Source organism: Binatus sp. (SeqCode) (assembly GCF_036522015.1).
In the GTDB taxonomy this organism is placed as follows: Bacteria; Desulfobacterota; Binatia; order Binatales; family Binataceae; genus Binatus.
In genome coordinates, this window is record NZ_DATDGQ010000200.1 from 1 (window position 1) to 12,496 (window position 12,496).

General features: G+C 60.7%; 16 protein-coding genes, 1 tRNA gene and 1 pseudogene. 7 read left to right on the forward strand and 11 right to left on the reverse strand.

The window, feature by feature from the left end; translation table 11 throughout:
- Positions 1–272, forward strand: a pseudogene (locus VIW95_RS08655) (glycosyl transferase); the annotation flags it as partial.
- 39 nt (positions 273–311) lie between these two features.
- A complete protein-coding gene (grxC, locus tag VIW95_RS08660) occupies positions 312–602 on the forward strand; it encodes a glutaredoxin 3 (protein ID WP_331585429.1) in 291 nt (96 codons plus the stop codon).
- Between the two features lie 11 nt (positions 603–613).
- Here grxC and VIW95_RS08665 read toward each other — a convergent pair whose 3' ends face one another.
- Together VIW95_RS08665 and VIW95_RS08670 are read right to left on the reverse strand one after the other, a co-directional pair.
- Positions 614–964, reverse strand: coding sequence for a hypothetical protein (locus VIW95_RS08665; RefSeq protein ID WP_331585431.1), 351 nt, complete (start codon positions 962–964; stop codon positions 614–616).
- A 96-nt stretch (positions 965–1,060) separates the two neighbouring features.
- Entirely contained in the window at positions 1,061–1,504 is a 444-nt protein-coding gene (locus VIW95_RS08670; RefSeq protein ID WP_331585433.1) for a hypothetical protein, read from the reverse strand.
- 166 nt (positions 1,505–1,670) lie between these two features.
- Between VIW95_RS08670 and VIW95_RS08675 the strand changes: the two genes are divergently transcribed.
- A complete protein-coding gene (locus VIW95_RS08675; RefSeq protein WP_331585435.1) occupies positions 1,671–2,507 on the forward strand; it encodes a hypothetical protein in 837 nt (278 codons plus the stop codon).
- 51 nt (positions 2,508–2,558) lie between these two features.
- Here VIW95_RS08675 and VIW95_RS08680 read toward each other — a convergent pair whose 3' ends face one another.
- The 4 genes from VIW95_RS08680 to VIW95_RS08695 form a co-directional block, all read right to left on the reverse strand.
- On the reverse strand, positions 2,559–2,891 hold the full coding sequence (locus VIW95_RS08680) for a HigA family addiction module antitoxin (protein WP_331585437.1): 333 nt from the start codon (positions 2,889–2,891) through the stop codon (positions 2,559–2,561).
- A gap of 18 nt (positions 2,892–2,909) precedes the next feature.
- Positions 2,910–3,185, reverse strand: a complete 276-nt coding sequence (locus VIW95_RS08685; RefSeq protein ID WP_331585439.1) for a type II toxin-antitoxin system RelE/ParE family toxin — start codon at positions 3,183–3,185, stop codon at positions 2,910–2,912.
- Positions 3,186–3,276: 91 nt separating this feature from the next.
- Complete coding sequence (locus VIW95_RS08690) at positions 3,277–4,101, reverse strand: hypothetical protein (protein ID WP_331585441.1); 825 nt, start codon at positions 4,099–4,101, stop codon at positions 3,277–3,279.
- Positions 4,102–4,265: 164 nt separating this feature from the next.
- Positions 4,266–4,342, reverse strand: a tRNA-Arg gene (locus tag VIW95_RS08695).
- 136 nt (positions 4,343–4,478) lie between these two features.
- Between VIW95_RS08695 and VIW95_RS08700 the strand changes: the two genes are divergently transcribed.
- From VIW95_RS08700 to VIW95_RS08715, 4 genes are read left to right on the forward strand one after another with little or no spacing between them, the layout of a single operon-like run.
- Positions 4,479–5,138: a TetR/AcrR family transcriptional regulator gene (locus VIW95_RS08700; protein WP_331585443.1), complete on the forward strand. Its 660-nt coding sequence runs from the start codon at positions 4,479–4,481 to the stop codon at positions 5,136–5,138.
- Positions 5,138–6,025 (forward strand): efflux RND transporter periplasmic adaptor subunit, encoded by an 888-nt coding sequence (locus tag VIW95_RS08705; protein WP_331585445.1) that lies wholly within the window; start codon positions 5,138–5,140, stop codon positions 6,023–6,025. The genes VIW95_RS08700 and VIW95_RS08705 overlap by 1 nt, the downstream gene beginning before the upstream one ends.
- Entirely contained in the window at positions 5,982–6,989 is a 1,008-nt protein-coding gene (locus VIW95_RS08710; protein WP_331585446.1) for an ATP-binding cassette domain-containing protein, read from the forward strand. The genes VIW95_RS08705 and VIW95_RS08710 overlap by 44 nt, the downstream gene beginning before the upstream one ends.
- A gap of 10 nt (positions 6,990–6,999) precedes the next feature.
- Positions 7,000–8,124 carry an ABC transporter permease gene (locus tag VIW95_RS08715; protein ID WP_331585447.1) on the forward strand — a complete coding sequence of 375 codons (1,125 nt, stop codon included), beginning with the start codon at positions 7,000–7,002 and terminating at the stop codon, positions 8,122–8,124.
- A gap of 349 nt (positions 8,125–8,473) precedes the next feature.
- Here VIW95_RS08715 and vapC read toward each other — a convergent pair whose 3' ends face one another.
- The 5 genes from vapC to VIW95_RS08740 form a co-directional block, all read right to left on the reverse strand.
- Positions 8,474–8,869 carry a type II toxin-antitoxin system VapC family toxin gene (gene vapC / locus VIW95_RS08720; RefSeq protein WP_331585448.1) on the reverse strand — a complete coding sequence of 132 codons (396 nt, stop codon included), beginning with the start codon at positions 8,867–8,869 and terminating at the stop codon, positions 8,474–8,476.
- Positions 8,866–9,060 (reverse strand): type II toxin-antitoxin system VapB family antitoxin, encoded by a 195-nt coding sequence (locus VIW95_RS08725; protein WP_331585450.1) that lies wholly within the window; start codon positions 9,058–9,060, stop codon positions 8,866–8,868. Before VIW95_RS08725 ends, vapC begins: the two co-directional genes overlap by 4 nt.
- Before the next feature lie 258 nt (positions 9,061–9,318).
- Positions 9,319–9,687, reverse strand: a complete 369-nt coding sequence (locus tag VIW95_RS08730) for a response regulator (protein WP_331585452.1) — start codon at positions 9,685–9,687, stop codon at positions 9,319–9,321.
- 8 nt (positions 9,688–9,695) lie between these two features.
- Positions 9,696–11,111: a two-component system sensor histidine kinase NtrB gene (locus VIW95_RS08735; RefSeq protein WP_331585454.1), complete on the reverse strand. Its 1,416-nt coding sequence runs from the start codon at positions 11,109–11,111 to the stop codon at positions 9,696–9,698.
- A gap of 127 nt (positions 11,112–11,238) precedes the next feature.
- Positions 11,239–12,042 (reverse strand): PAS domain-containing response regulator, encoded by an 804-nt coding sequence (locus tag VIW95_RS08740; protein WP_331585456.1) that lies wholly within the window; start codon positions 12,040–12,042, stop codon positions 11,239–11,241.
- Positions 12,043–12,496: the final 454 nt, after the last annotated feature.

Below are 12,496 nucleotides of genomic sequence, written 5' to 3' on the forward strand. Positions count from 1 at the left end.
CCGGCGATCAGGCGATCTTCGTGCGACGCGACGTTTTCTATCGCCTGGGCGGCTTCCCGGAACTCGAGCTGTGCGAAGATCTCGAATTCTCGCGACGGCTCAAGCGCATCGGACGCATCGCATGCCTGCGCACCCGCGTGACGACATCGGCACGGCGATGGAATCGCGACGGTGTCGCGCGCACCGTCGTGAGGATGTGGCTGATTCGCGCGATGTATTTGCTCGGCGTGCCGCCCGCCCGCCTCAAACGAATGTACGCCGACACTCGCTAGCGGATTGAACGCTGGACAGAGGTTCTCGCGCGGATAACAATGACGCTAGCGAGGTACGACGTGGCGAAAGTCGAAGTTTACACAACCACCTACTGCCCCTTCTGCACGCGCGCCAAAAGCCTGCTCAAGAGCAAGGGCATCGCATTCGATGAAATCGACGTGACCGACGACGACGAGTTGCGCGCGAAGATGATCGAGATGTCCGGCGGCCGCCGCACGGTCCCCGAAATTTTCATCAACGGCAAGATTGTCGGCGGCTTTGACGAATTGAGGGCGCTCAACGACGCCGGCAAGCTCGACAGCCTGCTGGCCGAGTCTGCTCCGGCCTGAATCTGCGACAGTCAAAACTGCCGAAACACAACGCAAACGTCGGTCTTGTCCAGGACTCCGAACTCCCGCGCGCCCCATGGTTTCTTCTCGATGCGATTCGAGTTGGGATGAAGCATGTGCGGCGCGCGTGACTGAATTTCGCGATAGAGCTCGTTGATCGAATCGGTCTCGATTGTGATCTGCGGCCGATCCTTCGCCGCGTATTCCGCACTCTCCACGATATAGGCCTTCGCGCCGTCGCGTTCGATGACCGCCAGCCTCGCGTCCTGATGGAGCACCTTGAACCCGAGACACGTCACGAAAAGATCAAGCCCCTCACTCAAGCTGTTATAGAAGATATTCGGCACCAGCCGCGTCATCATCGGCATTTCTCCCTTTCAGGAAATGAAAACTGGCGCATCGCGGTACGCTTGCCGCGGCGCGCCCATTTTCAGATCGCACTCTGTCGCGAACCGCTACTAGTTGCCGTTCGGCGACGCGACCATTCCCTCGTTCATGTGATGCAACGCTTCGCGGTCAACCGACGAGTCGTATTTGATCGCCTTTGCCGTGACCGTGATCTGGGAGCCGTCGGCCGAAGTTGTCTGGTCCTCGTTGACGATCGCGTCGATGGTGTCAGGCCATTTCGCGAAGGCCATCGCCTTCAGCTTGTCGCTGATCTTCGCTTCGTCGATAGCATCGGGCGTGAACGGCTCCGTGTAAGTCAGTACGCCAAGCTCCGTGTACGGCTTTCCGGCAGCCGGCGCTTCAGTCGTGACCCAGATATGCGCCATGTCAACGCGATGCTCGAAGACCTGCTGCTTTTGTACCTGCTCCTGATGAGCGGCTTCCATGACTCCGCAGGCAGAAAGCGCGAACGCCAACCCAATCGCCAACAATGTTAGAATTTTCGATGACCGCATGTTTTTCCCCGTCGATTTCCGTCGATCTGGTTCAATTATAGCCCTGCCGCCGCAGATGTCTAATCATACCCCGTCGCGTCCCCGCCTGACATTTTATTTCACCGAGTGGCGCGAAGGGGCAAGCGCTACTGTGTTCGCGGTCGGCCTCGATCGGTAGTATTCCCGCGTGACCAGATTCGCTGCATGCTTCATTCTCGTGTTCGGAGAACTCGCCTGGGGCGGGTTGTTCGCTCTGGCGATTCCGCCCTTCTTCAGCGTCGAGCGCGGCTTTTACAAATCTAGCGCGTCGGTGTACCTAGCCGCCTCGCTTACCACCGCAATCGGATTGGGACTGCTGGCGCTGCGCGGCGGCGCGGCGGCAGCACCGGGCGCGGGTTCGTTGTGGACGGCGTCCGCGATGTGGACCCTGTCGAGCGTCGCCGTCGCCGTCTATCTCTACACGCTTTGGACCGAGAACGGGCTGCTGCGCTCTCGCGCCTACGCGCTTGGCCTTGGACTCGGCCTCATCGCGCTGATTGCCAACGTGACGCTCCTGATGCCGCCCGGCTTCGGTGCGGTCGCCGCACTCGCCTACGCTCTTACTGCAATCACCTCGGCGCTGGTGCTGGGACTGGTCAGTGGTGCCATGCTGTTCGGCCATTGGTACCTGATCGACCTCGACATGCCGGTCGACTACCTGCGCAATTTTGTAAGGCTGCTGGGGATCGTGCTGGTCGCGGACCTGGTTGCACTTGGCCTCGCGATCGGAATGCCCGCAATCCTCGGCAGCGCCGGCGCTGCGGCCGCCGTGCACGATCTATTCGCCTCGCACATGGGACTACTGGCAGTCCGCGTGCTACTCGGCCCAATCGCGACGATCGTACTGGTCTGGATGTGCTGGCAAACGCTGAAAATCCCGCAAACGATGGCCGCAACCGGCCTGCTCTACATAGCGGTAATGTCAGTCCTGGTCGGCGAAATGCTAGGCCGCTTCATTTTGTTCAGAACCGCAATTCCGCTGTGAGTCGGCAGCCAATAGTCACAAGTCCGTCTCGCATGCCTACATAGACTCAATCTATCCCTCTCTTAGCGTCGGGATTCTCTTCAGATCTTCGGCCAGCCGGTGGGTGGCTTCCCATGCGTCATGACGCGCCTGCATATTCAGCCATAAGTCGGGCCCGTTGCCACAGAGCTTGCCGAGTCGCACGGCCATGTCGGCAGTCACCGCGGCCTGACCTTCCATCACGCGATACAGCGACTGGCGGCTCACACCCAGCAGACTCGCGATCTCACCGACCGTGCGCCGCTGTCGCCGAAACTCGGGCAGAATATTACGCTCGAAGAACACGCCAGGATGCACGGGTGCTCGGGTGATCTTATCGCGCTGAACAACAAATTCCTGGGTCATCGTTAGTGCCTCAAAATCCTAGTGATATTGCTCCAAATCAACTCGAAAGGCTCTTGGCGCATCCCACTCGAACGTGATGCACCACGGTCCATTCACGTGGATGCTGTGGCGGACTGGCTTTCCTTTCAGCGGATGCAGACTGAAGCCTGGAAGATTGAGATCTTTCAGATTGTTGGCCGCTTCTAGAGCGTCCAGCACGTCAATGCATCTCTGAGTCAGCTTGGCATCGACCTTCGCGCTACGTCCGGTTTGGTACAACTCCCTGAGTCCCTTATCCCGGAAGCTTTCGGTCACGCTTACAAATGTAACGCCGCGCGCGTCATGTGTCAAGTCTGACGTTACAATTTTTCCGCTGAGTATACCGCAAATAATTCGTTCGCGGCGCTCAGCCGCAGTTTCCCATCGGGCTCCTGACCTTGGCGATCCCGCCGTTCTTTGGCGTGCAAACCGGCGCAAGGGTGTCGCTGCCGTTGGCGATAGAGCCTTTGGTAGCGACTGCCGATACGACGCTCCCGGGATTGTCACATTCCGCCCCCGCCTCGCCGCCGGCACCCGAACCACTGCCGGTCGCCTTGCACCCAGCCGCCCGCGCGGTTCCACGGCCCTGCGCCCCTTTGCTCGCGGTAGCCTTCGCCGCACCGCCACTATCTGAGAAGGCATCCGCAAAGCTTTTATCTCCGCTTGAAACGCTAGTCGCCTTTCCGCCTCCGCCTCCTATATCGGAGAGTGCCTCGCCGGCATCCTTCGCCGTAGCGACCGCGTCACCGCCCCCTGCTGTTTCAATCTGGGCGTTGGCCGTGGCGCCGCCAGTGGCGGTCGAAGTAGCGTTGCCTCCGCCGGTTACTGCAATGCTCGCGAATGCTTCGCTCTCGTCGCCGCTTGCGGTTGCCTTGGCGCTCGCGCCGTCTTCCGCCTTGGAATCCGCCTTAGTGTTCTTTCCGGATGCGGAACTGACGGCCTTGCTGCCGTCTTCCGCGTCGGAATCCGCCGAGGCGCCGTCCCCGGAGGCATGGGCCGTCGCCGTGTTGGGTGGGCCGGTTGAAGCTTCGCAGCTGGCTTCAGTAAAGTGGGCGTTCGAATTTGTGACGTCCGTGTTCGTCGTCGAGCATGACTCCTTGTCCGAGGCCGCAAACGCCTCGGTTCGAGCGACCATGAGGGCAAGTGCGACCGCGGCTATTGCCGCCCCCATCTGAACGATTCGTGTCTGCATAAATTCCCTCTACGGCAACGCTCTAGCAGGGCGGCAAGCGACAGCAAAATGGGCGCTCGACGGCTGCTGGCCGGACACGATCGCGCGCCGGAGAACCAGACCACCACGACCTACTGGTCGCCGTACAAGCCGTCGCCGAGTCCGCACTAAACAGCGGATAAGGTTGGTGCGCCCGGAGGGATTCGAACCCCCAACCCTCAGATCCGAAGTCTGATGCTCTATCCAGTTGAGCTACGGGCGCCTTTGGTGAATCACTTTGGAAGTTCTGGGAGTTTAGGCACGCAGGTCGGCTCGCGCAACCGACCTCGAGAGTCGGGCAGTCCCGGGCGTTGACTCGCATCCCCGTGCCATTCAGAATATGACTGACTGGTCAGTATATGCAAAGAACCAACACTAATTCGGCTGAAATCTCCAATGGTCACCCCTTTCACGCTCACGATGAGCAGGCTGCAAAGCGCCAGCGGATACTCGCTGCCGCGCTCAAGCTCTTCGCGCACGAGCCTTACCAGGCGGTCACGATGGACCGCGTCGCGGAGGCTGCCGGGGTCGCCAAAGGGACGCTATATCTCTACTTTCCGTCGAAGGACGCGCTCTACCTCGGCGTCCTGAGCGACGGGCTCGACACTGCGTATCGCACCTATCAGGCCAGTGCCGATCCGAAACTGCCGGTAGTCGACCGGCTGCGCCGGTCGATCGGCGTGATGGTGGAGTTTTTCGATCAGCGACGCGATTTTCTCCAGTTCTATGCGACCGAAGAGCCGCGGCTGGCGGAGGCGCGCAATCGCATTATCGAGGGCTCGCGCGAGCGCGGCTTCAACTTCTTCGCGTCGCTGATCGAAGAAGGAATCCGTCTCGGCGTCTTCACGCGCATCGATCCGCGGCTGGCGACATTTGCCATCCAGGGCGCGATTCGATCGCTGCTGTTGTACTACGGACCCGGCCGTCCGGTCTCCGATATAAGTCTGGAGCTCGGCAATATGATGCTCCGCTCGCTCGGCGCAGACCCGTCGGGTCACTTCAAGCCGGTGCATACGTAATGGTTCGAACCCTGGTTCGCCGCATCATACGACTGGGAATCCTGGCCGGCGTGGTCCTCGGATTTTATTTTTTTGGACGCGCATATCTGTGGCCGCCCGAGGATCGTTCGACGATCAAAGTCGTCGGCATGATCGAGGCGCCCGAAGTAAATATCACCAGCCGCATCGGCGGCCGCATCAAGCAGCTCGATCTGCTCGAGGGCGGCCACGTCAGGAAGGGACAGGTCGTCGCACTGATCGAGGATATCGATCTGAGAAATCAGCTCGCGAAGTCGAATGCCGATCTCGCTCATGCGCGGGCCAACCTGGCGCAGGCCCGGCGCGACCTCGTGCGCAACGAAGCGCTTGCGAAAGCAAACGTGGTTGCGACCAAGGTTCGCGATGATGCCATCACCACCGTCCAGCAGGACGAGGCTGACGTGCTGAGCGCACAGGCCAATGCGAAGCTCTACGCCGATCAAATCGTGGACACCGAGATAAAATCGCCGGTCGACGGCGTCATCGTCAGCAAGGCGCTCGAAGTCGGTGAGTGGGTGACGCCGGGCGTGCCCATTCTGACCGTCGACGATCTCTCGACCATCTGGGCGCGCGTCGATGTCGAAGAGACCGACCTCGGTTCGCTCTACATCGGCAAGTCGGCGCAGGTCGAACTGCCGACGACACCGCCGCAGGTTTTCACCGGCCGCGTGATGGCTATTGGACAGGAAGGTGAGTTTGCGACCGAGCGCGACGTGCGGCGCGGGCGCCAGGACATCCGCACCTTCTACGTCAAGGTGCAGGTGTTGCAGGCCGAGGGCGAACTCAAACCGGGGATGACCGCGGAAGTTACTTTTCCGCGCAACGATGGAACCCGACTCACCAGCAATACAAACCAAAGACCTGACTAAGCGCTTCGGCGCGTTCACCGCGGTTGACAAGGTCAACTTCGAGGTCCGCCGTGGCGAGGTCTTCGGACTGCTCGGCCCCAACGGCGCCGGCAAGACAACAATTGTGCGGATGCTCACCACGCTCATAACGCCGAGCGGCGGCCACGCGTTCGTCGCGGGCTTCGACGTCGCGCGCTATCCGCGCCAGGTGCGCGAAAATATCGGCGTCATTCCGCAGGCGCTGACCTCCGACCTCGATCTGACCGGATGGGAGAACGTCGATATCTACGGCGAGTTCTTCGGCCTGTCGCGCCGCGAGCGCCGCGAACGCGGGCATCGCCTCCTGCATATGGTCGGGCTGACCGAGCGCGCCAACGATCTCGTTGCGACCTATTCCGGCGGGATGCGCCGCCGGCTCGAAATCGCGCGCGGTCTGATTCATTCGCCCGACGTGTTGTTCCTCGACGAGCCGACTATCGGGCTCGATCCGCAAAGCCGCCGCGCGGTGTGGGATCTGCTCGAGACGCTGCGCAAGGAAAGCGAGATCACTATCTCGCTCACGACGCATTACATGGACGAAGCCGAGTCGCTCTGCGATCGGATCGCAATCGTCGATGGCGGCAAGATAATCGCACTCGACACGCCGGTCGGACTCAAGTCGATGGTGCCGGGAGCGGACCGGATCGATCTGGTCGTCGAAAAGAATCCCACCGCTATTGCCGAGATGCTGAAGCCGATGCCGTACTTGCGCGAGGTGAATCTCGACGGTGGCAACCGTTTGCAGCTTTCGTCCAATGACGGCGCGCGTGCAATTCCAAAAATTCTCGAAGCGATCGACGGCGCCGGGGATCATGTGACTTCGATCACCGTGCAGAAACTCTCGCTCGAAGACGTCTTCATCCACTTCACCGGGCGCACGCTCCGCGACGAGCCGGCCAAGAAGGTCAGCCTGTTCGTCGGCGCGGGAATGCCGCAGCAGCGCTGAGGAGTTCGCGATGTTCGGGCTGAAATTCCTCGCAATCATGCGCCGCGACCTCAAGAAGCTGATGCGCAATCCCATCACGCTGGTCTCGGTCATCCTGATGCCGATCGTTTATCTTGTGATCATCGGCAACTCCTTCCAGGGTCAACTGAAGCATCTGCCGATCGTCGTCGTCGAGCAGGATCACGGACTCTACGCGCGCCGCGTCGTCGAGCAGTTGCTCGCGCTGCAGGCGGGACCGAAGACCGTCGACGTCACCTTCGAGAGCGACCCCGGCAACGCCGTCGATGAAGTCCGCGACGGACTCTACAAGGGCGTCGTGGTGATTCCGCCGGACTTCAGCCACGACGTCGCCGAAGGCCGCATCGCGCAAATAGGATTGTTCACCGACAACGTCGACAGCATCAGCTCGCAGACGCTCGAGGGCGTGCTCGATCAGGCCGCCGCCACTGTGAGAGTCGCATTCGTGACCGCGCGCGAGCCCAAGCTCAACGACATCTCGCTGCGTCCAGGCTGGCTGTTCCCGTACGTCGATTACGATCGCTCGCTCATTCCCGGCGTCATCGTGATGGCAATCTTCATGGGCTCGCTGATGTCCGGCGTGTTCAACTGGGTGATGGACAAATTCATGGGCGTCACCGAGTGCTACCTGGTGACTCCCCTTTCACGATGGGACATCGCCGGCGGCATCCTCGCCAGCGGCGTAACGGTAACCAGCATCGGCGGCATACTGGTTTTGTTCCTGGGACTCATGATCACGCGCGGCCGCATCCTCGGCGGCCCGACGGCGCTCTTGATGCTGATCGGAATAATCGTGATTAGCGCGACCGGCCTGCTCGCGATGACGTTCTCGATGCTCGGCCGCGCGGGCCATCCGCGCCTGGTCGGAACATTCTCAGGCTTTCTGAACGTAATCCTGTTTTTTCCTAGTGGCGCGATCTATCCGGTAGAGAGCTTCCCGCCCTGGCTAAGAGCTTTCGCGCACTTCAATCCCGAAACCCATTCAGTGAGCGCAATCAAACAGATCCTGTTCAAAGGCGCCGACTTCAGCGCAGTAAGCGGCGACATAGCCTTCCTGCTGGTCTTCATGGTCCTGATGCTGGTGCTGGCAAGCGTCTCGTTCAAACGCACTCTGTAGCGATGAGCCACGATCAATTCCTTGACTGCTTGCACCGGCTGCTCTTGCAGGTCGGCTGCGCCATCGTCGGAGTACTCATGCTCGTCGGCGCGTATCGACGATGGAGATGGCTGGTCGATCCGCCGCTCAGTTGGTCTCCTTACTACTCGCAGGCCATGCTGAAAGAAATGATGGGACCGACTGCTGTGTTGTTTTTAACTTACTTTCTGGGACTTGCCTTCTTCGCCGGTGGCTGTTTCGCAACGTATCAGGAGGCCGTATGGTGTCGTCTAATTTCTCACCCACCTCCGCAGTGGGTGCGGCCTTCGAGCTGAGATCTGCGCTCGCACCTGGATGTCAAGCACGACGCTCAAACCCTGATAACGTCAAGACCCAGGTACCGTTCCATCGGATCAAAATCGCGATCGGTGTGAAGCAGTTGATGACCGTTCTGGATGCAAAATGTCCCGATCATCACGTCGATCGTTTTTCGCACGGAGACTCCTGTGGAGCGGAGCCTGCGATAGTTACGAGCGCTGTCAATAGCAACTTCACGTCCGACCATCGTTTGAAATTCGAACGCGCTCAGGAAGTCCAATGCGCGTCTAAATTCGAGGTCTGAGCGAAATCCTTGCAGCACTTCAGTCAGTATGAGATCCCCGATGGCCAGTCGTTCGCGCTCTAGCAGAGAATCCAGCAGGTTGGCTGCGGGAGTCGGACGTCCGTTGAAGTAGTCGATCCATACGGACGTGTCCACGACGATCATGCGTCGCGGCGCATCGCATCCAGATCACCGCGCCACCGAAGCTTGCCACGCGCGGTCCGTATGCGAGCCTGCTGACGCAATTGGATCAGAAGCTTGAGTGCGCTTTCAACGGTCTCGCGCTTGGTCCGGGTTCCAGCAAGCTTCATCGCGCGCGCCATCAATGCGTCGTCGATTACGATATTCGTTCGCATTGGCTCTCCCTCTATGTGTATGATAGCGTCTATCTATACACATCACAATACCGCCTCTGCTACTTTCCGCGCTGCTCTTAGCCTCTCTCTATCAGGGGAAGCCCCGCCGGACGTGCGTCCGCGCGCGGCGGGTGAGGGTCCGCTTAATAGGATGTCCCTCTGCGCTTTCCGGAACCAGGAATTTTGACCCTCACCCGCGCTGGAAGCGCGGCCTCTCCCTGATAGAGAGAGGCTAGGATTCGGATCTCGATCTTCTTTTCACCGCCCCAGTGCTTCGACGATCACTCGCTGCAGCTCGGCGATTGAGACCGGCTTCAGGAGCGAGATGTTTGCTCCTGCGGCGTGCGCGGCGTTGTTGAGCTCGGGCGTGTTGTGGCCCGACATCACGATGATCGGTGTAACCGCTGACTTCGCGCGGATGTGACGGATGATCTCGATGCCGCTGGTGTCCGGGAGACTCAGGTCAGTTATCACCAGGTCGGGCGATTCGGCGTCGATAAGCTGGATTGCCTCGTTCGCGTCGAATGCGGCGATGCATCGATGGCCCGCGCGCTCGAGCAGGCGCACATAGGCGTCCACGAGATCGCGTTCGTCGTCCACGATCAGGATTTTTGCTTTCGCAGCCATCGGCCTAATCAGCGGCCCGATCGATTGCTGCGTGCGGCGAGGTGCGCGGGCGCCGGCGGTTCGTCGCGCGCGGGTAGCACCATCCGCTCCGACGACGACTCGCCCATCGTCGGCAGAGTTATCGCGAAAGTGGTGCCTTTGCCGACCTCGGATTGGACCACGACATTGCCACCATGATCCTGAATGATGCGTTGACTCAGCCACAGACCAAGGCCGGTTCCCTTCGCCTTGGTCGTGAAAAACGGCTGAAACAGTTTGCCGAGCACGTCGCTCGCGATTCCCGCGCCGTCATCGGAGATCGACAAACGCAGGTGACCGTCGCGTCCTGGCGCAGGCCCAGTCTCGATTCGTATCCGGTGCGCGCCCGCGTCGCGCGCGTTCAGAATAAAATTTATCAGCACCTGCTCGATGCCCGTCGGCTCGGCCATCACCGGCGGCAACGAGCGATCGAGGCTCGTTTCATATCGCAGCATGACCCCCTTGGGCTCGGCGCCGACGATCAACATCGCCTCCTCGACGGCGACGTTCATATCCACCGTCTGGCGCGAGCCGGGCCGCTGCCGCGCGAGCGAAAGCATGTTGTGCGAGATACGGCTGGCGCGTTCGATGTTTTTCTGCAGGACCAGCAGGTCGTCGCGCGTCTGGCCGCTGAGATCCTGGTCCGACGCGAGCATCAGCTCGATTCGCGAGGCCATCACGGCCAGCGGATTATTCAATTCGTGCGCGATTCCGGCCGCCACCGCCGCGAGCGCATCGACGGTTTCGTTGCGACGCGCCTCGCGCTCCATCGCACGGCGCTCGGTGATGTCCGAGATGAACGCGATCACCAGTTTGCCGCGATGTGTATGCACGACGTTGAGACTGATCTCGACGGGAAATTCGCTGCCGTCTTTTCGGCGTCCCGCAATTTCCATCCCGCGGCCCATCGCGCGGGATCTCGGCGCAGCGAAAAAAGCGCTGCGATGCGCCTCGTGGCGATAGTGGAACCGCTGCGGCACCAGGACTTCAATCGGCTGACCCACCAGCTCCATTTCGTGGTAACCGAACATCTCCTGCCCGCGCGGATTGAGCTGGCGAATCATCCCGTTGCTGTCCGCCGAAATAATTCCCTCGACTGACGATTCGAAGTAGCCGCGCGCCCGCACCAGCGCTTCCTCGCGCGCCGCAACCGAGAGGCGAATCGTCTTCATGTAGCGGGCCGCGACCAGATAGAGCAGCAGCGCATTCACGCATACGAACATCAGCCGGTTGAGCGTGTACGAATGCGCCGGCATAAGCGACAAGACCCGATCGGACATCGCCACCCAGATGAGTCCGCCGAGCGCGTAGTAAAGCGCGATCCGCACCGGCCGGCTCCAATGCAGCGGCACATGATTCAATGTCCCGTGCTCGGTGAGGTCTTGCGAGCCGTTATCGTGCGCCATCAGACCGGTTACTTTAGTCCTCCGGCGCGCGCCAAGGTAGCGGAGCCCATTTCAGGTCATCTTCAGGTTATGGCGCGAAATCGCGCGCCCCCGATCTCCTATATCCTGCCAGCCAAGACAAAGCGCGCTAGTGGATGCTTAATGGGGAAACGTGCCGCGGCGGATGCGACTCATCGCGCGCACTGGCGGCGCCGGCCGCGCGAATCGACTTGCCAATCGCAGTTGCGATGAACGCGACGTTGGAAATCGGGCCGTCGCCGTGACGCATCGGTAGTATTGTCATCGAGACCGGAATTTCGGCGCCGTCGCTGCGGAGTTGCAAGGTCGGGAAGCGCGGCACGATTTCCCCGCCGAGCGCCCGTTCACGCATCCGCCGGATTTCGTCGCGGCGCCGGGCAGGCAGCAGGATCTGGTCGGTGAGTCCGACGATATCGAGCTCGGCGTAGCCATACATCCTGCGCGCCGCCAGGTTAATCGCAGTGATCCTTCCGGCCGCATCCACGCTATGCACCGCGTCGGGAATCGAATTGACGAGCATCGCCATCAACTCGTTGAAATCTTCGCGCCGCTTGCTCTCCATCGCAGCCCCGGTCACCGCCGCGAGCTCCGCGAATCCGTCCGGCTTGAGCAGGTAGTGATAGAGCCCGTACTTGAACGCCCCGGCCACCACTTCTTCGCCGCCGTTGCCCGTCAGCATGATTACGCGGCTCCGCGGCCATCGCTCGCGCACACGCTGCAGAATCGACAAGCCGTCGCTCCAGCCCAGCCAATAGTCCGTGATAACTATATCGCACCGGTCGCGCTTGAGATGCTCATTCATCGCGATCGGATCGTCGGCGGCCATGATCTGAGCGCTCGGAAAAGCGCGCCGGAGCCGGGCCTGGATAACCATCCGATCGGTAGGGTTGTCTTCCACCAGCAACAAGAACATCCGAAAAAAATCCCCACACTCGCAATCGCCGCTGAGGCCGCTGCGATAGCAGAGCAATCACTATGCCGACACAGATGCGTGCGCTGAATTTCGAAAAGACGCGCGATAGTTATGAGTTAGAATCCGGAGAAGAGCGGAAGCGTCGGGCTGTCAACTGATTTGTGCCGCAACCGGCGAAGTCACGTCCCGCAATGGTACACCTTCCGGTCAGTGCGACGCGGCCAGCGAACCTCGCGCACTATTTTCTTAACTTGGGTGGAGAGGTCACCCCCGGCGCAAGGAAGCGCGAACCCAGGCTGGGTTCGCTAAGATAAAGTTCCCCTTTCGACTCCCGGCGCGCTACTTCGCTTTTTTCTGTACCAGCGGCTTCTTAGCTTTTGGCGGTCGCCCGCGACGACGCTTCTCGACGCCCGTCGCTTCCAGCTCGTCCTCATCGGGGCCGAACGCGCTGTCC